Annotated in this window: 17 protein-coding genes and 1 other RNA gene; 7 read left to right on the plus strand and 11 right to left on the minus strand. The window is 71.3% G+C overall.

Going from position 1 to position 20,330, the window contains the following annotated elements; all coding sequences use genetic code 11:
• Both AFL01nite_RS15385 and AFL01nite_RS14575 read left to right on the plus strand, forming a co-directional pair.
• Positions 1-531: hypothetical protein (locus tag AFL01nite_RS15385; RefSeq protein WP_222593551.1), on the plus strand; the 531-nt coding region annotated here is incomplete at its 5' end.
• 93 nt (positions 532-624) lie between these two features.
• Positions 625-1,176: a hypothetical protein gene (locus tag AFL01nite_RS14575; protein WP_146828657.1), complete on the plus strand. Its 552-nt coding sequence runs from the start codon at positions 625-627 to the stop codon at positions 1,174-1,176.
• A gap of 31 nt (positions 1,177-1,207) precedes the next feature.
• On the opposite strand, the gene AFL01nite_RS14580 is transcribed toward AFL01nite_RS14575, so the two are convergent.
• Genes AFL01nite_RS14580 through AFL01nite_RS14590 form a run of 3 tightly spaced genes read right to left on the minus strand, consistent with a single transcriptional unit; the run spans position 1,208 to position 6,387 of the window.
• Positions 1,208-2,101 carry a DUF3152 domain-containing protein gene (locus AFL01nite_RS14580; protein WP_146828659.1) on the minus strand — a complete coding sequence of 298 codons (894 nt, stop codon included), beginning with the start codon at positions 2,099-2,101 and terminating at the stop codon, positions 1,208-1,210.
• Positions 2,102-2,147: 46 nt separating this feature from the next.
• Complete coding sequence (locus tag AFL01nite_RS14585) at positions 2,148-5,042, minus strand: bifunctional [glutamine synthetase] adenylyltransferase/[glutamine synthetase]-adenylyl-L-tyrosine phosphorylase (protein WP_146828661.1); 2,895 nt, start codon at positions 5,040-5,042, stop codon at positions 2,148-2,150.
• 7 nt (positions 5,043-5,049) lie between these two features.
• On the minus strand, positions 5,050-6,387 hold the full coding sequence (locus tag AFL01nite_RS14590) for a glutamine synthetase family protein (protein ID WP_146828662.1): 1,338 nt from the start codon (positions 6,385-6,387) through the stop codon (positions 5,050-5,052).
• Positions 6,388-6,477: 90 nt separating this feature from the next.
• Between AFL01nite_RS14590 and AFL01nite_RS14595 the strand changes: the two genes are divergently transcribed.
• Positions 6,478-8,229 carry an NAD+ synthase gene (locus AFL01nite_RS14595; protein WP_146828664.1) on the plus strand — a complete coding sequence of 584 codons (1,752 nt, stop codon included), beginning with the start codon at positions 6,478-6,480 and terminating at the stop codon, positions 8,227-8,229.
• A gap of 12 nt (positions 8,230-8,241) precedes the next feature.
• Here AFL01nite_RS14595 and AFL01nite_RS14600 read toward each other — a convergent pair whose 3' ends face one another.
• Positions 8,242-9,936 carry a hypothetical protein gene (locus AFL01nite_RS14600; protein WP_146828666.1) on the minus strand — a complete coding sequence of 565 codons (1,695 nt, stop codon included), beginning with the start codon at positions 9,934-9,936 and terminating at the stop codon, positions 8,242-8,244.
• Positions 9,937-10,018: 82 nt separating this feature from the next.
• Between AFL01nite_RS14600 and panB the strand changes: the two genes are divergently transcribed.
• A complete protein-coding gene (gene panB / locus AFL01nite_RS14605; RefSeq protein ID WP_146828668.1) occupies positions 10,019-10,870 on the plus strand; it encodes a 3-methyl-2-oxobutanoate hydroxymethyltransferase in 852 nt (283 codons plus the stop codon).
• An 18-nt stretch (positions 10,871-10,888) separates the two neighbouring features.
• Here panB and AFL01nite_RS14610 read toward each other — a convergent pair whose 3' ends face one another.
• Genes AFL01nite_RS14610 through AFL01nite_RS14620 form a run of 3 tightly spaced genes read right to left on the minus strand, consistent with a single transcriptional unit; the run spans position 10,889 to position 13,455 of the window.
• Positions 10,889-12,385: a hypothetical protein gene (locus AFL01nite_RS14610; protein WP_146828670.1), complete on the minus strand. Its 1,497-nt coding sequence runs from the start codon at positions 12,383-12,385 to the stop codon at positions 10,889-10,891.
• The gene (locus AFL01nite_RS14615) at positions 12,382-12,576 is read right to left on the minus strand and encodes a hypothetical protein (protein WP_146828672.1); all 195 of its coding nucleotides are present in this window, start codon (positions 12,574-12,576) and stop codon (positions 12,382-12,384) included. The genes AFL01nite_RS14610 and AFL01nite_RS14615 overlap by 4 nt, the downstream gene beginning before the upstream one ends.
• Before the next feature lie 39 nt (positions 12,577-12,615).
• Complete coding sequence (locus tag AFL01nite_RS14620; RefSeq protein ID WP_146828674.1) at positions 12,616-13,455, minus strand: aldo/keto reductase; 840 nt, start codon at positions 13,453-13,455, stop codon at positions 12,616-12,618.
• Positions 13,456-13,538: 83 nt separating this feature from the next.
• Here AFL01nite_RS14620 and AFL01nite_RS14625 point away from each other — a divergent pair, with 83 nt between their 5' ends.
• Positions 13,539-15,215, plus strand: coding sequence for a nuclease-related domain-containing DEAD/DEAH box helicase (locus tag AFL01nite_RS14625; RefSeq protein WP_146828676.1), 1,677 nt, complete (start codon positions 13,539-13,541; stop codon positions 15,213-15,215).
• A gap of 7 nt (positions 15,216-15,222) precedes the next feature.
• On the opposite strand, the gene rnpB is transcribed toward AFL01nite_RS14625, so the two are convergent.
• Positions 15,223-15,601, minus strand: an RNA gene (gene rnpB, locus AFL01nite_RS14630) — RNase P RNA component class A.
• Between the two features lie 231 nt (positions 15,602-15,832).
• Here rnpB and AFL01nite_RS14635 point away from each other — a divergent pair.
• Positions 15,833-16,393 (plus strand): TMEM165/GDT1 family protein, encoded by a 561-nt coding sequence (locus AFL01nite_RS14635; protein ID WP_146828678.1) that lies wholly within the window; start codon positions 15,833-15,835, stop codon positions 16,391-16,393.
• A gap of 15 nt (positions 16,394-16,408) precedes the next feature.
• Positions 16,409-17,152: a YaaA family protein gene (locus AFL01nite_RS14640; protein WP_146828680.1), complete on the plus strand. Its 744-nt coding sequence runs from the start codon at positions 16,409-16,411 to the stop codon at positions 17,150-17,152.
• Positions 17,153-17,261: 109 nt separating this feature from the next.
• On the opposite strand, the gene AFL01nite_RS14645 is transcribed toward AFL01nite_RS14640, so the two are convergent.
• The 3 genes from AFL01nite_RS14645 to AFL01nite_RS14655 are packed head-to-tail and all read right to left on the minus strand — an operon-like array spanning position 17,262 to position 20,315.
• Complete coding sequence (locus AFL01nite_RS14645) at positions 17,262-18,437, minus strand: bifunctional RNase H/acid phosphatase (RefSeq protein ID WP_146828682.1); 1,176 nt, start codon at positions 18,435-18,437, stop codon at positions 17,262-17,264.
• Positions 18,437-19,180, minus strand: coding sequence for a zinc ribbon domain-containing protein (locus AFL01nite_RS14650; protein ID WP_146828683.1), 744 nt, complete (start codon positions 19,178-19,180; stop codon positions 18,437-18,439). The genes AFL01nite_RS14645 and AFL01nite_RS14650 overlap by 1 nt, the downstream gene beginning before the upstream one ends.
• A 10-nt stretch (positions 19,181-19,190) precedes the next feature.
• The gene (locus AFL01nite_RS14655) at positions 19,191-20,315 is read right to left on the minus strand and encodes a Nif3-like dinuclear metal center hexameric protein (RefSeq protein ID WP_146828685.1); all 1,125 of its coding nucleotides are present in this window, start codon (positions 20,313-20,315) and stop codon (positions 19,191-19,193) included.
• Positions 20,316-20,330: the final 15 nt, after the last annotated feature.

Consider the following 20,330-nt stretch of genomic DNA (forward strand, 5'->3'; position numbering starts at 1 on the left):
CCCACCATCGATCCGCCGGTCGACGTCCTGTTCAACCTCAAGGGCAGCACCACGATCAAGGCGGGCAACGGCACCGCGCCGCTGTCGGGCAAGATCGACGCTGACTTCGATCTGGCCAGCAGCACCTTCACGGCTGACCTCACCCTGGACAAGACCAAGGCCAAGCTGAAGGCTCTGGGCTTCCTGCCGGTCGACGCCGACCTGGCGTTCAAGTCGGTCGGCAAGACCACCGGCGCCATCGACAAGTCGACGGGCATCCTGTCGGCCACGTCCAAGACCGACATCTTCATCACGTCGGTCAAGTCCTTCGGCCTGAAGATCGGTGGCGGGCCGACGTGCAAGGCGTCGAGCCCCTCGACGATCCCGCTCAAGTCGGTCGGTCGCTTCAACCCCCTGAAGGGCGGCACGGTGGAGGGTACCTACTCCGTCGCCAAGCTCCAGGACTGTGGCGCGCTGACGCCGGTGCTGTCGCTCTTCGCGTCCGGTTCGGGCAACAAGATCACGGCCACGCTGGCGACGCCCGCGTCGTGACGCACGGCATCATCCACAACTGAACACCGGGGAGGGTCCCGCCGCTCTTGCGGCGGGACCCTCCTCCGTTCCGAACCCACCGAAAGGCACACCATGAACAGGACGACCCGGGCGACGATGGCCCTGGCGGCCCTCGGCCTGGCCCTCAGCGGGTGCACCGGCAGCTCCGAGGAGGACCCGGAGGCGAAGGCCACGCCCCAGGAGAAGTGGGCCCAGTCGCTGTGCAAGGCGCTCGAGCCCACGACGGCCGCCGTCTCGCCCCCCGCCAGCGACGCCGCCGCGAACGCGGCCGAGTCCAAGAAGGACATCGTCGAGTTCCTGCGGACGCTGCGTGAGCGTCTCGACTCGCAGGCGAAGGTGCTCGCCGACGCCGGCGCTCCTCCGGAGATCGACCCGGCGGCCTACGACCAGGCCAAGAAGTCGGTCGTCGACGGCTCGAAGACCCTCCAGGGCGTCATCAAGCGACTGAAGGACGCCGACCCGAAGAACTCCGAGCAGATGCAGGCCACCCTGTTGCAGGTCGGCGAGTCCCTCGCCGAGTCCTCGAGCTACCAGGGCCCGTTGGCCGAGCTCAGCGCCAGCGACGAGAACCTCAAGAAGGCGTTCGAGAGCGACGAGACCTGCGTCTCGATCATGAGCAGCTGACCTCGTCGACGCGCGTGCGTGCCCCGGTGCCCTAGCGGTACCGGGGCACGTTGCGTTCGGACGGCTTGGGCCACGGGTTGAAGGTGCATCCGTTGCGTCCCTTGGACTGCTGCATCATCACAGGCGCCTTCTGGCCCTTGCCGCCACAGGACGCGTGGTGCCAGCCGAGCCAGTGGCCGACCTCGTGGTTCACGACCATGTGCCGGTACCCCAGCAGCGTCGTGCCCTTGGCCCGGTTCCACGCCGGGGAGGCGTGCTTCCAGCGCTCTTGGTTGATGATGACGTGGCGCCCCACCCGGCAGCTCCACGTCGACGAGCACGCGCTGGAGTAGCTGGGCACCTGGGAGGCCTGGGCCAGCACGATCGTCATGGACCCGCCGGACTTCACGCGCGTGAACCTGATGCCGCCGGCCCGCCAGCCACGGGGGTCGTCGAGGATCTGCTGGACCTGGCGGCGGAACGTCGCGACGCTCGTCGTCATCCTCCCCTTCGTCGCGATCGAGTACTTCACGGTGCGGCGGGTGTCCCGGACGTGCTTGATCCTGCGCCAGGACGACCGGGGCGCGATCGAGCGGTGGCCGGCGCGGCTCACGGTGACGCGGACGCGGATGGTGTGCCCGACGTCGCGGACCCGGGGCTTGTACTTCCACCGGGTGGCGCCCGTGATCGGCTTGCCGTCGCGCAGCCACTGGGTGCGGAAGGTCAGCCCGCCGACCGAGTACCGGCCCACCGTGCGCGTCAGGGTCTTGCCGAAGCGTGCCGTTCCCTTCATGCGCGGGCGCTCGCGCACGACGATCGGCTGCAGGGCGGGCGCCGACGTCGGAGCGACCGTCGGCTCCGCCGCGGAGGCGTCGGCGGTGGCACCCGCGGGGGCCGCCGAGAGCAGGCCGAGCGCGAGGACCAGGGGCAGGATCCGGGAGAGCATGGCTTCAGGCTAACCCGGTACGGCACGCTCCCCGCCGCGCCGGAGGTCACTCGTAGAAGACGCGCTCCACGACCTTGCGGGCCCGCCGGGTGATCCGCATGTAGTCGTTCACCATCTCCTCGGTGTGGTCCTGGCCGATGCCGAGCAGGTGGGCCAGTCCCGTGCGGTCGGCGGCGGTCTCGACCATCGACTCGGCGGCCTTGGCGCGCCACAGGACCACGCCGTTGCGGATCCGGGTGACGAATCGCCAGGACTCGATGAGGGCGTGCGCGTCGTCGGCCGACAGCAGGTCGGCCTCGGCCGCCGCCTCCAGGGCCTCGACCGTGCGAGTCGTGCGCAGGCCCGGCACGTGGTGCGCGTGCTGCAACTGCAGCAGCTGGATCGTCCACTCGACGTCCGCCAGTCCCCCGCGCCCCAGCTTCAGGTGCGTGTTCGGGTTGGCGCCGCGCGGGAGGCGCTCGGAGTCGACGCGTGCCTTGATGCGACGGATCTCGCGCTCCTGGGTCGCCGACAGCCCGCCCTCCGGGTAGCGCAAGGGGTCGATCAGCGCCCTGAAGCGCGCGCAGAGCTCGGGGTCGCCGACGACGGGCTCGGCTCGCAGGAGCGCCTGCGCCTCCCACGTGTCGGACCACTTCTCGTAGTAGGCCGCGTAGGCGTCGAAGGTGCGCACCAGCGGGCCGTTCTTGCCCTCGGGACGGAGCCCGGCGTCGATCTCGAGCGCCGGATCGGCCCCCGCGGCACCGAGCATCTTGCGGATCAGCTGGGCGATCCACAACGCGCAGGCCTTGGCCTCGTCGAGGTCGGCGCCCTCGAGCGGCTGGTGGACGAACATGACGTCGGCGTCCGACCCGTACCCGGCCTCGTGGCCGCCCAGTCGGCCCATCAGCACGATCGCGTTGCGGGTGGGCAGGGCGCGATCGTCGTGCTCGAGGGACCACGTCGCCTCGGCGGTGCGCAGGGTCGCGGCGATCGTGGCGGTGTTGATCGCACTGAGCGCCTCGCCGACCTCGGCCACGTCGACCCGGCCCAGGACGTCGGCCATCGCGACCCGGCACAGCTCACGGCGTCGGATCCGCCGGACCGCGCGCACCGCACCCTCGGGCACCTGGTGACGCCGCGCGGCGGCCGTCATCTCGGTGTCGAGCCGCTCGAGGTCGCGAGGCACGAGGGCCTCGTCGTCGCCGAGCATCGCCACGGCGTCGGGAGCCCGGCGGATCAGGTCGGTGACGTACGTGCTGGACGACAGCATCTGGGCGAACTGCTGGGCACCGGTGCCCTCGTCGCGCAGCTTGCGCAGGTACCAGGGCGAGTCGCCGAGCTCCTCGGAGATCTGGCGGAACGCCAGCAACGCGGCGTCGGGCTGCGGCGACTCGGCGAACCACGCCAGCATCGCCGGCAGCAGCGACCGCTGGATCGTCGCGCGCCGCCGGACGCCGGACGAGAGCGCGCTGATGTGCGCCATCGCGCCCTTCGGGTCGCTGAACCCGAGGGCCGCGAGTCGGTCCTCGGCCGCCTTGGTGCTGAGCCGCAGACCGTCCTCCGGCAGCGACGCCACGGCCTCGAGCAGTGGCCGGTAGAAGATCTTCTCGTGCAGGCGGCTGACGATGCGCCGGTGCGCCTGCCACTCCTTGACCAGGTTGTCGGCCGGGTTGGTCGTGTAGCCCATGCTGCGACCGATCCGGCGCAGGTCCTCGGGGTCCTCGGGCACGAGGTGCGTGCGCCGGAGCCGGAACAGCTGCAGCCGGTGCTCGAGCGCGCGGAGGAACTCGTACGCCTCCTCGAGCGCTGAGCCGTCGCGGCGTCCGACGTACCCGCGATCGGTCAGGGCCCGCAGCGCCTCGAGCGTGTTGGGGCTGCGGATGTGCTCGTCGACCCGGCCGTGCACCAGCTGCAGCAGCTGGACCGCGAACTCGACGTCACGCAGGCCGCCGCTGCCGAGCTTGAGCTGGCGGTCGCGGTGCGCCGCCGGGATGTTCTCGATGACCCGTCGGCGCATCCGGCGCACCTCGGGCACGAAGTCCTCGCGCTCGGCAGCCTTCCAGACCTGCGGCTGCAGCGAGGCGAGGTACTGCTCGGCCAGCTCGCGATCGCCCGCGGCGTACCGCGCCTTGAGCAGGGCCTGGAACTCCCAGGTGACCGCCCAGCGGTCGTAGTAGGCGACGTGGCTGGCGAGTGTCCGGGTCAGGGGCCCGTGCTTGCCCTCGGGCCGCAGGTTGGGGTCGACCTCCCAGATCGTGCCCTCGGCGGTGTGGTCGCCGCAGATCCGGATGATCGCGCCCGACATGCGGGTCGCGGCGGCGGACGCCCGCTGCTCGTCCGCCCCCTCCACGGGCTCGTGGACGAAGATGACGTCGACGTCGCTGACGTAGTTGAGCTCGTGCCCGCCGGTCTTGCCCATGGCGATGACGGCGAGGCGCACCAGGTCGGCGTCGGCCTCCTCGGCTGCCGCGATCCGCAGCGCTGCGTCCAGCGTGGCGACCGCCAGGTCGGAGAGCTCGGCCGACGACTGCGCGAACGTGGTGTGGGCGTTGAGGTCGCGGGCCGCGATGGCCGCCAGCTCGCGGTGGTACCGCACGCGCAGCGCATCGGGGTCGGCCACGTCGGCGAGCCACTCGCGGTACTCCGGCTCGGTGGCCGGGCGATCCAGCAGCCTCTCGCCGACGAGGTCCATCACGTACTCGGGGTGCCGTCGCCAGAACTCGCCGATGGCCCGGCTCGTCCCCAGCACGATCATGACCCGCTGCCGCAGGACGGGGTCGGCCTCGAGCGCCTCGATGACCTGCGGACCGTCGGCCGTCTCGGCGATCGACACCAGGGACGTGAGCGCCGTGTCTGGGTCGGCCACGGCCGCGATCTGCTCGACGAAGCCCGCCGAGAGGTCACCCAGCCGCGCCAGGTTCGCCGTGGCGGTCTCCGGGTCGGAGAACCGGGTTCGGGTCACGAGGGGCCTACAGGACCGGCATGAGGCGGTCGATCTCGAACTGCGTCACCTGCGAGCGGTAGTCCTGCCACTCGGCTCGCTTGTTGCGCAGGAAGAAGTCGAACACGTGCTCACCCAGGGTCTCGGCGACCAGCTCGCTGGTCTCCATCGTGCGGATGGCCTCGTCGAGGTTGCGCGGCAGCGGGGCGATGCCCATCGCACGGCGCTCGTTCTCGCTCAGCGACCAGACGTCGTCCTCGGCCTCCGGCGGAAGCTGGTACTCGTTCTCGATGCCCTTGAGGCCGGCGGCCAGGATCAGCGCGTACGCCAGGTAGGGGTTGCAGGCCGAGTCGGGCGCGCGCAGCTCGACGCGGGCCGACCCGGACTTGTGCGGCTTGTACATCGGCACGCGCACGAGCGCGGAGCGGTTGTTGTGCCCCCAGCAGACGTAGTTCGGGGCCTCGCCGCCCCAGGCCAGGCGCTTGTAGGAGTTGACCCACTGGTTCGTGACCGCGGTGATCTCCGGGGTGTGCTGCAGGATGCCGGCGATGAACGCGCGGCCGGTCTTGCTGAGCTGGTACTCGGCGCCGGCCTCGTAGAAGACGTTCTCGTCGCCCTCGAACAGCGAGACGTGCGTGTGCATGCCCGAGCCGGGGTGGTCGGTGAACGGCTTGGGCATGAACGAGGCCCACTTGCCCTGGCTCAGTGCGACCTCGCGCACGATCGTGCGGAACGTCATGATGTTGTCGGCCATCGACAGCGCGTCGGCGTACCGCAGGTCGATCTCCTGCTGGCCCGGGCCGCCCTCGTGGTGGCTGAACTCGACCGAGATGCCCATCGCCTCGAGCATCGTGATGACCTCGCGGCGGAAGTCCTGGCTGGCGCCCTGCGCGGTGTGGTCGAAGTAGCCGCTGTCGTCGACGGCGACGGGTCGCGTGCCGGGGTCGGGCTTGTTCTTGAAGACGAAGAACTCGATCTCGGGGTGCGTGTAGAAGGTGAAGCCGGCGTCGGCGGCCTTCGCCAGCGCGCGCTTGAGCACGTACCGCGGGTCGGCGTACGACGGGCTGCCGTCGGGCATCGCGATGTCGCAGAACATGCGCGCCGTCGCGGGGGTCTCGCCGCGCCACGGCAGGATCTGGAACGACGAGGGATCCGGCTTGGCGAGCATGTCGGCCTCGTGCACGCGGGCGAAGCCCTCGATGGCCGACCCGTCGAAGCCAATGCCCTCCTCGAACGCGCCCTCGAGCTCGGTCGGGGCGATGGCCACCGACTTCAACGAGCCGAGCACGTCGGTGAACCAGAGCCGGACGAAGCGGACGTCCCGCTCCTCGATCGCGCGTAGGACGAAGTCCTCCTGCTTACCCATGCGGTCAGTGTAGGGGTCGACTCGGGGCGAACCGCGGCGCGGTTTGCCGTCACCCGGCCGGCGTCCGACGGACGTCCTACGCTGGGAGTCGTGCCACAACTTCGCCTTGCCCTCGCCCAGGTCAACCCCGTCGTCGGTGACATCGACGGCAACCTCGAGCTCGTGATGGAGCAGGCCCACGCGGCGCACGCCGCGGGCGCCCATGTGTTCGTCACTCCCGAGATGGTCCTCAACGGCTACCCGATCGAGGACCTGGCGTACCGCCGCTCGTTCATCGAGCGCTCGCAGGCCGCCGTGCGGATCCTCGGCGAGCGGCTTCAGAAGGAGGGTCTGGGCGACCTCGTCGTCATCGTGGGTCACCTCGACCGCGCTCGCGACGTGCCGGACCGGCTCGGCGTTCCCAAGAACGCGCCCGTCAACGCGGCCTCGGTGATCACCGGCGGCGAGGTCGTGACGCGGTACGACAAGCACCACCTGCCGAACTACGGCGTGTTCGACGAGTTCCGCCACTTCGTCGCCGGCGACCGCACCCAGATCATCCAGGTCCACGGCGTCGACATCGCGATCGCCATCTGTGAGGACATCTGGCAGGAGGGCCCGTCGCGCGCCGCCAAGGAGGCCGAGGCCGGTCTGCTCGTCGTGCTGAACGGCTCGCCGTACGAGGCGGCCAAGGACGACGACCGCTTCGACCTGTGCGCCCGTCGCGCCGTCGAGGGCGAGTGCGCCGTCGCGTACGCCAACCTGGTGGGCGGTCAGGACGAGCTGGTGTTCGACGGCGACTCCGTCATCGTCGACGCGAAGGGCGAGGTCGTCGCCCGTGCCAAGCAGTTCGAGACCGAGCTGCTGGTGGCCGACCTCGACCTCCAGGCCGCCACGGCACAGATGCCCGAGCCCGGCAGCCGCTTCGAGGGGCTGCTCGTCGAGCGCACCGTCATCAGCAGCGACCCCCTGCCCGCGTACGAGCCCGTCGCGGGCAGCGTCGCCGAGCGCTGGGACGACCTGGGCGAGCGCTGGCAGGCGATCGTCCTGGGCCTGCGCGACTACGTCGAGAAGAACGGCTTCACGTCGGTCCTGCTCGGCATGTCGGGCGGCATCGACTCCACCCTCGTCGCCTCCATCGCCTGCGACGCGCTCGGCCCCGACCGCGTGTTCGGCGTCTCCAACCCCAGCGAGTGGTCGACCGAGCACTCGCGCTCGGACGCCGCCGACCAGGCCGAGCGCACCGGACTCGACCTGCGCACGATCCCGATCGCCCCGATCTTCGACGCCTACCAGGACGTCCTGCACCTCGACGGCATCGCCGAGGAGAACCTGCAGGCCCGGGTCCGTGCCGTCATCTGGATGGGCCTGTCCAACCAGGAGAACCACCTCGTCCTGGCGTGCGGCAACAAGTCCGAGCTGGCCACCGGCTACTCGACCATCTACGGCGACGCCGTGGGCGGCTACGCCCCCATCAAGGACGTGCCCAAGACCGTGGTCTGGGAGCTGGCGAAGTGGCGCAATGCCTGGGCCGAGTCCCGCGGCGAGACCCCGCCCATCCCGCCGAACACGATCTCCAAGGAGCCGTCGGCCGAGCTGCGCCCGGGCCAGCGCGACTCCGACAGCCTGCCGCCGTACCCGATCCTGGACGGGATCCTCGACGCCTACGTCGAGCGCGACCTCGGCTCGGCCGACGTCGTGGCCGAGGGCTTCGACGCCGCCTTGGTCGAGAAGGTCGTGACGCTCGTCGACCGCGCGGAGTACAAGCGTCGGCAGTACCCGCCGGGACCGAAGATCAGCAAGCGCAACTTCGGTCGCGACCGTCGCGTGCCGATCACCAGCCGCTGGCGCGAGAAGCTCTGAGGGGCCGGCGGCTCACTCGCCGCGGACCGAGACCTGCACGCGGATCTCGCCGTCCCCGTCGTCCGTCAGCAGCGGGTACGTGAACGTCTCGTCGACCGGCTCCTTGGGCTCGTCCCAGGCGGCACCCGCCGCCCGCTCCTCGAGCCGGACCACGACGCGCTCGCCCTCGATGTCGCGCGGGCGCCGGTGGTCGTCGTCCGCCGACTTCGGCCACCAGGACTCGTAGAACACGGAGCGTCCCTCGACGACCAGGCGCTGCGAGACGGCCGGACCGACGCTCCCCCACGCCGTGAGACCGACGCCCTCGACCTCGACGGGCAGGTCGGCGTAGGGCCACTTCTGCAGGGCCGGGACCAGGTCGTCCAGGACGAGGCGCGCCTGCTTGACGTCGATGCGGTTGCCCGGCTCGACGAAGGTGCGGACCGAGGACCAGCCGGCCATCGCGCCCGCGAGCGGCAGCAGCAGCGCCGCGGCGAGCCCGAGGCGTGCCACGCCCAGCATGCGCTGGGGGCCGTCGTCGCGCGCGAGCACGGCCAGCCGGGCGCGCTGGTAGGCCCACAGGGCGACCGCGGCGGTGAAGAAGATCGGACCGGCCATCGTGAAGTCGAGGTAGACGATCCGCAGGTCGCCGCCGGTGCGCGTGCCCGCCCAGAACGAGGCGGCGACGGCGAACAGCCCGACGACCACGGCGGTCGTGGCCACGTCGACGGACTCGTCGACGGGTCGGCGGCGTCGGCGGTCGCGGGCGCGCCACACGACGGCCACGACCCCCACGACCACGATGGCGAGCCCGGGCAGGGTGACGTCGCCGGCGTCGCGCCACGTGCGGATCCAGGGGAAGACCATGTGGGTGACGTGCACCCACGCCTGGCCGGTCGGGGTGTCCTGGGTCTTCTCGGCCGTGGTGAGCGCCAGGATCTCTCCGACGTTGTTCGGCGAGTACGTGAACACCTCCACGATCGGCCCGAGCCAGCACACCAGCGCCACGAGCAGTGTGCGCTTCACGGCGCCGCGCTCGCTGCGGTGACCGCGCCACCACCGGAGCACCGCCACGGCGAGCATCCACGCACCGAGCAGTCCCACGATCGGGGTCACGCCGAGGTGGGCCTGACCCGTCCAGCTGACGCACACGATGAACAGGGGCCACAGGCCCCGATGTCCCAGCAGCATCCGCCAGGCGACCGCGAGGCTCGCGAGCAGGCCGAAGATCGTCGGCCACGGGTTCCACGGCAGCACGAGCACCGATCCGAACAGGCCGTAGAGCGCGATCGTGGCCCCCACCATGACGAGCAGCCCGGGACGGCCGGCCGCCCGGTAGCCCGACCACAGCGACACGCCGACGAACCCGGCGAGGACGATCGCGCACCCCAGCAGCAGGCCCCAGACGTGCCAGCCCGACACCAGGTACGGCAGGCCGATCACGTAGAACTCGAGCGGTCCGGGGTGGTAGGCGAAGACGTTCTCGACGGTCTGGTCGCTGGTCGACCGCATGCCGACGAGGGGCCAGTGCCCCGTCCAGGCGTCGTGGGCGCGGATCGCGATCATCGCGTCGTCGCCCTGGGGCAGCCAGCCGTCGCTCAGTCGGGCGACGAACCACCAGACGATCGGCAGCAGCAGCAGGGCGAAGGAGATCCAGAACCACGGGTGTTCGCGCACCGCGAGGCGACGGCCGATCCGGGACTGGATCGAGGCGGGCGAGGTCGGCACGGGTTCCTTGGCGGGGTCGGGTCGTGGACTCGAGCAGTCTACGGGCCGGGACCGCCGGCTGCCGGGGACTACCCTGAGCACCATGACTGAAGAGCCCGCACCGTACGGATCCCGTCCCACGACGACGCCCGACGTGCGCAAGGTCCGCACCCATCACCTCGCGAAGTGGAAGGCCGAGGGCCACAAGTGGGTCATGCTGACCAGCTACGACCAGTACACGGCGCAGATCTTCGACGAGGCCGGCGTCCCGGTCGTGTTCATCGGTGACTCGGCGGCCAACAACGTCTACGGCTACGAGTCGTCGCTGCCGATCACGGTCGACGAGATGCTCGCCCTCACGAAGGCCGTCACGCGCTCGGTGCGCCGCGCACTGGTCGTGGCCGACCTCCCCTTCGGCTCGTACCAGCGCTCGCCCGAGCAGGCCTACGACACCAGCGTCCGGTTCATGAAGGAGGGCCTGGCGCACGCGGTCAAGCTCGAGGGCGGCGCCGAGATGGCCCCCCAGATCAAGAAGCTCACCGAGGGCGGCATCCCCGTGATGGCCCACATCGGCTTCACGCCGCAGTCCGAGCACAACCTCGGCGGCTACCGCGTCCAGGGTCGCGGCGACGCACGGCAGAAGCTGATCGACGACGCCCTCGCGGTGCAGGACGCCGGCGCCTTCAGCGTCGTGATGGAGATGGTGCCCGCGCCGGTCGCGGCCGAGATCACCAAGACCCTGCACATCCCCACGATCGGCATCGGGGCGGGCGCGGACTGCGACGCCCAGGTGCTGGTCTGGCAGGACATGCTCGGCCTGCGCTCGGGCAAGGCGCCGCGGTTCGTCAAGCAGTACGCCGACCTGCGCGGCATCATCGCCGGGGCGGTCGACCAGTTCCAGAGCGAGGTCGCTGACGGCACCTTCCCCGGCCCCGAGCACGTCTTCGAGAGCTGAGCGTCGCCGGCCGCGGCGTCACCGTCGGTCGCTGAGCACCAGGTCGACGAAGCGCTCCACCTGCACGGCGGCACCGGGAGTCTCCGGAAGGTCGACCCGCTCGGTGATCGCGCCCTCCGGCGGCGCCTCGGCCTGTCCGGCGTGGCTCTGCACACGGAGCTCGTGGCGGGGTCCACGCAGGTGACGCGGGTGGCGGAAGTCGTCCTCGCGGACGCCGTCGACGCGCGCGTCGAAGTACACGTCGTGCCCGTCGGCCAGCAGGGCCGCGTAGACGGCGGGCCCGATGTCGAGCCACGCAGCGCTGCCGGCCGACGTGACCGCGATCGGGCCCTCGACGTCGCGCGCCATCTCCTTGGCGCGCTCGACGACGGGGGCGGCACGCTCCGCGTCGGCAGCCGCGTTGACCTCCAACGGACGCGGGACGACCAGCAGCCCGAGGGCGACGGCCGCGACGCCGACGAGCGCGACCTGCGGCGCGCGGCGCGACCGACCGATCGCGGACACGAGGGGCCAGGCCAGGAGCAACAGCACGACCGGGTACCCGATCGCGACGTAGCCGACTCGCCCCTCCCCCGCCCGGGTGGCCGAGAGCGCGAGCACCGCCGCGCCGATCGCGAGCCACGGGACGACGGCCCCCGGCGCGCCCGACGCCAGTCCGGAACCGCGGCGGTGGCACCACCACAGCACCGCCCCACCTGCCCCGACGGCGAGCAGCGATGACGCGGGCACTCCGTCACCCGCCCCGGCGACCCGCAGCAGGAGCTCGAGGTTGTGGGGACGACGCGTGGCCACGTCGGCCAGGGGCGCCGTCCAGCACGCCACGCCGAGCACCGTCGTGATCGCCGCGGTGCGTCGGGGCACCGACTCGCGCCCCGAACGCCAGCGGACGACCGACACCGCGAGAACGATCGCGCCCAGGACGACCGCGACAGGCGCGATCGCCACGTGCGACTGGGCAGCCAACGAGAGCGTGACGATGAAGGCAGGCCACCACCGTGGGTTTCCGGCGAGGACCGCCCATCCCGAGGCGACGGCGGCCGTGAGGGCGAAGATGGCGACCCACGGGTTCCACGGCACCACCAGTCCGCCGCCGACGAGCAGGAGCGCGGGGGCCAGCACGACCACGACGGTCGCCCACCCCCGCCGCCCGGCGACGGCACCGGCTGCGGCGAGCGCGACGCCCACCAGCGCGACGAGCAGCAGGAACGACCCCACCACGAGCGCCCACGGGGCGAACCCACTCAGCGCGTACAGCGGTGCCAAGAGCTGGAAATGCAGCGGTCCCGGGTGGTGCGCATGCACGCCCTCGACCACGAGGCCGCTGGTCGAGGGCATCCCCAGCAGCGGCGTGTGAGTCCCGAACACGTCGTGGACGCGCACGGCCGCCACCGCGGTGTCACCGTGGGGCACCCAGCCGCCGGCGAGGTGGACGGTCGTCCACCACGCCAGCGGCGCTGCGAGCAGCAGCCAGGCGACCGGCAACCGCAGGTGCCGGAGCCGGTCGGACGGCGTCACTCAGGCGAGCCGGCAGGCGGGGCGTCGTCGTTCCACTTCGGGTCCTCGTCCCACGCCTTCGACTTCTCGTGAGCCGTCTCGAGCGCGCGTGCCGCGTCGGCCTCCGAGTCGTACGGACCCATCCGGTCGGCGGCCTTGCAGCCCTGGTCGCCCTCGACGGTGTTGTGCTTCAAGCAGTAGTAGTAGGCCATGGGGTCATCGTGCCCGATGCACCGCCCGTCCGCCGGGAGTCAGCCCTCCGGGACCCAGCTCATCGTGTCGGGGTCCGGGCCGATCCGCCGGCCGGCGTCGAGCGCCGAGATGGCCCCCATGTCGGCGGCGGAGAGCTCGAAGTCGAACAGGTCGAAGTTCTCCTTCAGCCGCTCGACGGACGACGCCTTCGGGAACACGATGTCGCCGCGCTGCACGTGCCAGCGCAGGACGACCTGCGACACGGTGCGGCCCGTGCTGCGCGCGATCGCCTCGAGCGCCGAGTCGGAGAAGACCTCGCCCTGGGCGAGCGGCGACCAGGCCTCGGTGGCGATGCCGAGCTCGGAGTTCACCGCGCGCAGCTCGTCCTGGGTGAAGTACGGGTGGATCTCCACCTGGTTCACGGCGGGCACCACGGTGCCCTCCTGGACCACGCGACGCAGGTGCGACGGCTGGAAGTTGGAGACGCCGATCGCCCGGGCCTTGCCCGCGGCGTAGACCTCCTCCAGCGCGCGCCAGGTGTCGACGAAGTCGATGTCGATCATGGGCAGCGGCCAGTGGATCAGCAGCAGGTCGACCCGGTCGAGGCCGAGCTTCTCGAGCGACTCGTCCACCGAGCCGGCGACGACCGCCGGGTCGTGGCGGTTGTTGTTCAGCTTCGTGGTGACGAACACCTCGTCGCGGGCCAGGCCGGAGGCGGCGATCGCGGCGCCGACGCCCTGTTCGTTGCCGTACATCTGGGCCGTGTCGATGTGCCGGTACCCGACGTCGAGCGCCTCGGCCACGCGGTCCTGCGCGGACTCCGGAGGCACCTGCCACGTGCCGTAGCCGAACTGGGGAATCTGGACGCCGTTGTTCAAGGTCAGAGTGGGAACCGTCATGTCTTCCACGCTAACCGCGGCGCCCAGGGCCTGCTTCCCGGGAACTCGCGGACAGGCCCGCCCCCGCGTGGCAGGGTGCCCTCATGCCCCGTCTGGTCCCGTCCGACCCACAGTTCACGACCGCCTCGGAGCGAGAGGTGTGGGCGCGCTTGCGTGACGTGCTCGCCGAGAACGACGTCCTCATCGCGAACCTGCGGCTCACGGACGACGTGAAGGACCATGAGGCGGACCTGTTGGTGCTGATGCCCGAGGTCGGGATCGTGGTCGTCGAGGTCAAGGGCGGCAGCGTCTGGCACGACGGCCACCAGTGGCTCATCCGGCGTGGCGGGGAGCCCACGGTGATCCACCCGGTCGACCAGGCGCGATCCACGAAGTACGCCGTCCGCGAGTACGTCGGTCACGACCAGCGCTGGAGCGGTCGCCACCACGTCGCCTGGGGCCATGCGGTCGTCACCCCGTACTCGGCCTTCCCCGCCGACTTCTCCCTGCCCGACTGCCCGCGCTGGATGCTGCACGACCGCGACGACCAGGCCGACCTCGTGTCCCGCCTGCGCGACAACGCGCTGCGGGACCAGCACGGCAAGGTGCCGCCGTCCCTCGACGACGTCGAGCTCATCGCCGAGATCCTCACCGGGCGCCTGCGCACCTCGTACGACGTCAACGCCGAGTCCGACGAGCGGGCTGCGGCGGCGGACCGGCTCACCCAGGAGCAGTCCGCGATCCTCGGCGTCACCCGTCTGTTGCACCGGGTCGAGGTCCGCGGCGGCGCCGGCAGCGGCAAGACGGTCCTGGCGCTTCAGCAGGCCAAGCAGCTCACGAAGGGGCGCAGCGGAACCAAACCACAACGGGTGGCGATGCTCTGCTACTCCCTCGGTCTGGCCGAGTACCTCAAGCGGGAGGTGCAGACGTGGAACCGCAAGGAGCGGCCGGCGTTCGTCGGGACGTTCCACGAGTTCGGGAGGCAGTGGGGTGCCCCGGACGGCGACCGCACCGACAGCGACTTCTGGGAGACCCGGCTGCCCGCGATGATGTCCGACCTCGCTGACGACCTCGCTGACGGCAAGAAGTACGACGCCGTCATCGTCGACGAGGCGCAGGACTTCGCCGACGACTGGTGGCAGCCCGTGCTCAAGTCGCTGCGCGACGAGAACTCGGGCGGGTTGTACGTCTACTCGGACGAGAACCAGCGGATCTTCGCCCGGTTCGGCCGTCCGCCGGTGCACCTGGTGCCGCTCGTGCTCGACCACAACCTGCGCAACACCCGCCAGATCCACGAGACGTTCGGGCCGCTTGCTCCGTCGCGCATGTACGCACGCGGTGGGGACGGTCCCGTCGTGCGGTTCGTCCCGGCCGCTCCGGAGGCTGCCCTGGCCGCGGCCGACGACGCGGTCGACACCCTGCTCGACGACGGATGGAAGCCGGGCCACGTCTGCCTGCTCACGACAGGGCGCCGCCACCCGATCCAGGTCGAGCGCACCGACTTCCACGACCAGGCCGGCTACTGGGAGACGTTCTTCGACGAGGACGACGTCTTCTACGGGCATGTCCTGGGCTGCAAGGGGCTCGAGCGGCGCGCGGTGGTGCTGTGCGTGAACGAGTCCGACGTGAAGGAGCGGGCGCGCGAGCGCATGTACGTGGGGATGTCGCGCGCCACGGACGTCCTCGTCGTGGTCGGCGACCCGGATGTCATCCGCGCGATGGGCGGCGACGAGGTCGCGCGACGCCTCGGCGTCCTCCAGTCCGTCCCGTCCCGGGACTGAGAGGGTGCGAATGAGTCGGCCTGTAAGCCGGATTCTGTCCTGCCGGAGCAGGGACGGCCATCCATCTGGGATGCCCATTGCTGGACACCTCGGTGCGACCCACCTGCCACGTCGGACGAGCAGCCCTGTGGCACGACCCCGTGAGGGGCCAACTTGGTCTTGCTCCCGGTGGGGTTTACCTAGCCACGACGGTCGCCCGCCGTGCTGGTGAGCTCTTACCTCACCGTTTCACCCTTACCCGCACCACCCGAGGGTGGCCGCTGGCGGTCTGTTCTCTGTGGCACTGTCCCGCACGTCACCGTGGGTGGCCGTTAGCCACCACCGCGCTCTGTGGAGTCCGGACTTTCCTCGACGCCCGGAGGCGCCGCGACCGTCCGGCCGACTCATTCGCGCCCCCATCCTATGCCCGCGGGTCCGCGTCGCGATCCGGCCGGTAGACTGGGGGCATCGAAAGGGAGTAGTCCCCAATCGCTGTGTCGACACACTGAGGCCTCGGCCTCCGGTGCAGCGGGCCAGGCAACTGGCGGACGAGACTTTCGACCGGATTCGTGTACACGAGCCCGGTCGAGGCTCGTCGTATCCTGGCTCCTCGTCCGGGCGGACGAGGAGCCTTTCTCATGGAAGCTGTGTTCATCGCAGCCGCGCTGGTGTTCGTCGCCGAGCTCGGCGACAAGAGCCAGCTGATGGCAATGACGTTCGCGACGCGCTACCGCGCCCGCACCGTCGTCATCGGCATGGGCATCGCCTGCGCCGTCATCAACCTCGCCTCGGCCCTGGTCGGCGACGTCCTCGGACGGTTCATCCCCGAGCACGTGCTGGAGGTCGTGGCCGGCGTGGTGTTCCTCGTGTTCGCCGCCGTCACGGCGTGGTCGCTGCGCGGCGACCAGCACGAGGACGAAGTGACGATCGTCCCGCACAGCGGCAAGGCCGTCATCACCGTCGGACTGGCGTTCGCGGCAGCCGAGCTCGGCGACAAGACGATGCTCGCGACGATGACCCTCGCGACGCAGTACTCCTGGTTCTGGGTGTGGATCGGCAGCACGGCCGGCATGCTCGTCTCGATCGTGCTCGCCGTGATCCTGGGCAAGCAGGTGCTCAAGGTCCTGCCGGTCCGGGCGGTGCACGCGGTGGCGGCGATCCTCTTCGCTGCCCTCGGCATCTGGCTCCTCGTCGGCTGACATAGGGTCGCCGACGTGCTGATCGTCCTCCCCCCGTCCGAAGGCAAGACCCGGCCGCAGGCCGGTCCCCCGCTCGACCTCGCGGGCCTCTCCTCGCCGCGGCTCACGAAGACGCGCGAGCAGCTGCTGAACGCGCTCGTCCGGCTCAGCGGGACGAAGCGCGCCGCCGAGATCCTCGGACTCGGGCCGCAGCAGGCGGACGACATCGCCCGCAACGCGGGACTGCGCGACGAGCCCACGGCCGCGGCGATCGACGTGTACACCGGGGTGCTGTACGGCGAGCTGGGCTGGTCCGACCTGGACGCAGCCTCTCAGGAGCGCGGCCGGTCGAGCCTGGCGATCGCGTCGGCGCTGTTCGGGCTGCTCCGGCCGCACGACCTGATCCCCGCCTACCGGATGAGCGGGTCGGTGACCCTCCCCCGGCTGGGTACCGTCGCCTCGCGGTGGAAGCCCGTCGTGCCGGCGGCGTTGGCCGACCTTGCCGACGGCGAGCTGGTCCTCGACCTGCGGTCCGGCACCTACGTCGCCCTGGGGCAGGCTCCCGCCGGCTCGGTGACGATGCGGGTCTTGACGGAGGCCAACGGCAAGCGCTCGATCGTCAGCCACAGCAACAAGGCCACGAAGGGACGCGTCGTGCGTCAGCTGCTCGCCGAGGGCGTCGAGGCCAAGGACGCGGACTCCCTCGCCGACGCCCTGCGCGACCTCGGCTGGACCGTGGAGCCCTCGGGCCCCGCCCGCCTCGACGTCGTCCTGCGCTGACTCATCCCCCCGCCCCTCCCCACTTTTGGAACTCGTTTCACCTCGCGCGGGGCTTCCGACGTAGATCCAGTTCCAAAAGTGGGGAGGGGGCGAGGCGGCCGGGAAGCGATCAGGGCGTGACGGAGAAGTTGCGCAGGCTCGGGGTGCCGTCGGGCCACCAGGCCATGGTGGTGATCGACGCCGGGGACAGCTCCATCCGGTGGATGACGCCCATGTCGGCGCCGAGAGCGAGGCGCACCATCAGCTTGATCGGCGTGACGTGGCTGACCACGACGACCGTGCGGCCGGCGTGGGTCTGCAGCAGTCGGTCGCGGGCGGCCTCGACCCGCTTCGCGACGTCGTCGAAGGACTCGCCGCCGGGCGGCGGCACGGAGGTCGACGACAGCCACGACTCCAGCTCCGTCGGCCAGCGCTTCATGATGTCGCCGAAGGAGAACCCGTCCCAGTCGCCGAAGCCGGCCTCGGCGAAGCCCTCCTCGATCTCGACGGGGAGGCCGAGGCGTTGGGCGACCTGATCGGCGGTCTGCCGGGTGCGCAGCAGCGGTGAGGCCACGATGGCGTCGGCACCGCCGCGCTCGGCGATCCACGCGGCGGCGCGCCGCGCCTGCTCGACGCCCTCGTCGACCAGCGGCGGGTCCTCTCCCCCGGTGCCGCTGAACAGCTTGCGCTGGGTGTGGGCAGTGACGCCGTGGCGCAGCAGGATGACCGTGGTGGGGTCGCCGTGCATCGAGCCGCGCCAGCCCAGCAGCGGGTTCTTGCCCTTCGCGTCCAGCGGGGCTGCGGCGTCACGCGGCTCGGTGAACTCCGCCGGTGCCTCGGGCGGCTCGTCGGCCAGCTGCACCGGCTCGGCACGACGAGCGGTGGACACGACGCCGGGACGTCCGGCCTTCTCCTCGTCGAGCGCGGCGTTGGCCAGCGCGTCGGCGCGCGCGTTCTGCGCACGCGGCACCCACGTCCACGTGACCGGACCGAGGTCGCGCACGATCTCCTGCGCCCGCATCGCCAGCGGGATCATGTCGGGATGCTTGATCTTCCAGCGCCCGGCCATCTGCTCGATGACCAGCTTGGAGTCCATCCGCATCTCGAGCGGCGCGCCACCGGCGTGCTCGCGCGCGAGCTCGAGGGCCGCGATCAGGCCGCGGTACTCCGCGACGTTGTTCGTGGCACGCCCGATCGTCTCGCCGCGATCGGCCACGAGCACGCCGTCGCGCAGCAGCGCGGCTCCGTACGACGCGGGACCGGGGTTGCCGCGGGAGCCCCCGTCGGCCTCGGCGGTCCAGCCCATCAGTCGCTGGACTCGGAGGTGCGCACCAGGATCCGGCTGCACTCCGGGCATCGCAGCACGGCGTCCTCGGGCTCGGCCTGCAGCTCGCGCAGATCGGCGCCGTTGAGCTCGAGGTGACAGCCCTCGCAGCGCCGGGCGCGCAGGGCGGCGGCTCCGAGGCCGTTCTGGGTGGTGGCGACCTTCTTGTACAGGGTGAGCAGGTCCTCGGGCACCTTCGGCAGCACAGCCTCACGGCCCGCGGCGGCCTCGGCGGCCTCCGCGTCGAGCACGGCGATCTTCTCGTCGCGCGCGGCGATGAGAGTGTCGCGGGTGGCGTTCTCGCCCTCGAGCGCCGTGACGAGCTCGCTCAGCTCCCCCTGGGCGACCTCGAGCTGCTCCATGATCTCGATCTCGTCGTCCTCGAGCGTCCCGATGCGCCGGGCCAGCGCCTCGAGCTCGCTCTGCAGGCTCGTGAGGTCCTTGGGGTTCTTGACGGCACCCGAGGACAGGCGCTCCTCGTCGCGCGTGCGACGGGTCTTGACCAGCTCGACCTCGGCGTCGGCCTTCGCGGCGGCGCGCTCGAGGTCGGAGACACGGGTCTGCACCTCGATGCGCCGGCCGTCGAGCTCGCGGATCCGGGCGTCGACCGCCGCGATCTCGGCGTGCTCGGGCAGGGCGCCGCGGCGGTGGGTCAGATGAGCCAGCGCGGAGTCCTTCGCCTGCAGTTCCAACAGGGCCTGCTGGGCGAGCGGTTCAGCCTTCACGTGCAACTCCTCATGACAACGTCCGGCTCCAGGGATCGGTGACGATCGTGGAGACGTGGGTCTTCACCGTATCGCCCAACTCCTCGCGCACCGCCGCCGCCACGGTCGGCAGCCAGGTCCACTCCGCGGCCCAGTGCGGCACGTCGACGACGCCGCACGCGCCGGGGCGCTCCAGGTGCTCGCTGACGGGGTGGTGGCGCAGGTCGGAGGTGACGTAGGCGTCGGCTCCGGCGGCGTCGGCAGTACCCAGCAGGAAGTCGCCCGACCCCCCGCACAGTGCCACCGTCTCGACGATGCGGTCGAGGTCGCCCGCGACGCGGGTGGCGCCCTGGTGCGTCGGCAGCGACGCTCGCACGTGCTCGGCGAAGGCGGCCAGCGTCATCGGCTCGGGCAGGCGCCCGATGCGCCCGGAGCCCCGCTCGCTCGGTCGCGCCGCGAGCGGCCAGAGGTCGTAGGCCACCTCCTCGTACGGGTGGGCGTCGAGCATCGCCGCCCGCACCTGCTCGCGGATCGCGGCGTCGGCCACGACCTCGACGCGCGACTCGTCGACCCACGCGACCTCGCCGACCGAGCCGATCGCGGGGTCGGCTCCGTCGAGGGGCCGGAACGACCCGCGACCGTCGCTGCGGAACTGCGCGCGGTCGTAGTCGCCCATCGCCCCGGCACCGGCGTCGTGCATCGCGGCGGCGACCGCATCGGCGTCCTCGCGCGGCACGTAGACGACCCACTTGTCGACGGGCGACTCCAGGTCGGTCTCGAGGGGACGCAGGTCCGTGAGCCCGAGCGCCATGGCCATCGACTCGCTGACCCCTCGCGGGGCGCAGTCGGCGTTGGTGTGGCAGGTGTGCAGGCCGATCCCCTGCGCGATCAGCGAGTGCACGACGCGGCCCTTGGGCGTCGTCGCCGCGACGGACGTCACGCCCTTCAGGAACAGCGGGTGGTGGGTGACCACCAGTTGGGCACCGAGCGCGACCGCCTCGTCGATGACGGGCTGCACGGGGTCGACGGCGAACAGGATCGACGTCACCTCGGCGTCCGGATCGCCGACGACGGTGCCCACGGCGTCCCAGTCGTCGGCCCAGCGAGGGTCGTACAGGCCGTCCAGGACGGCGATCACGTCACGCAGCGCAGGCATGGGGCGAGTCTGTCA

This window comes from Aeromicrobium flavum, assembly GCF_007992115.1.
In the GTDB taxonomy this organism is placed as follows: Bacteria; Actinomycetota; Actinomycetes; order Propionibacteriales; family Nocardioidaceae; genus Aeromicrobium; species Aeromicrobium flavum.

Excerpts from the sequence above, each read along its gene's own strand:
- AFL01nite_RS14575 (WP_146828657.1), top strand. The coding sequence starts at position 625 with ATGAACAGGACGACCCGGGCGACGATGGCCCTGGCGGCCCTCGGCCTG.
- AFL01nite_RS14580 (WP_146828659.1), bottom strand. The coding sequence starts at position 2,101 with ATGCTCTCCCGGATCCTGCCCCTGGTCCTCGCGCTCGGCCTGCTCTCG.
- AFL01nite_RS14590 (WP_146828662.1), bottom strand. The coding sequence starts at position 6,387 with ATGGGTAAGCAGGAGGACTTCGTCCTACGCGCGATCGAGGAGCGGGAC.
- panB (WP_146828668.1), top strand. The coding sequence starts at position 10,019 with ATGACTGAAGAGCCCGCACCGTACGGATCCCGTCCCACGACGACGCCC.
- AFL01nite_RS14615 (WP_146828672.1), bottom strand. The coding sequence starts at position 12,576 with ATGGCCTACTACTACTGCTTGAAGCACAACACCGTCGAGGGCGACCAG.
- AFL01nite_RS14620 (WP_146828674.1), bottom strand. The coding sequence starts at position 13,455 with ATGACGGTTCCCACTCTGACCTTGAACAACGGCGTCCAGATTCCCCAG.
- AFL01nite_RS14625 (WP_146828676.1), top strand. The coding sequence starts at position 13,539 with ATGCCCCGTCTGGTCCCGTCCGACCCACAGTTCACGACCGCCTCGGAG.
- AFL01nite_RS14635 (WP_146828678.1), top strand. The coding sequence starts at position 15,833 with ATGGAAGCTGTGTTCATCGCAGCCGCGCTGGTGTTCGTCGCCGAGCTC.
- AFL01nite_RS14645 (WP_146828682.1), bottom strand. The coding sequence starts at position 18,437 with ATGGGCTGGACCGCCGAGGCCGACGGGGGCTCCCGCGGCAACCCCGGT.
- AFL01nite_RS14655 (WP_146828685.1), bottom strand. The coding sequence starts at position 20,315 with ATGCCTGCGCTGCGTGACGTGATCGCCGTCCTGGACGGCCTGTACGAC.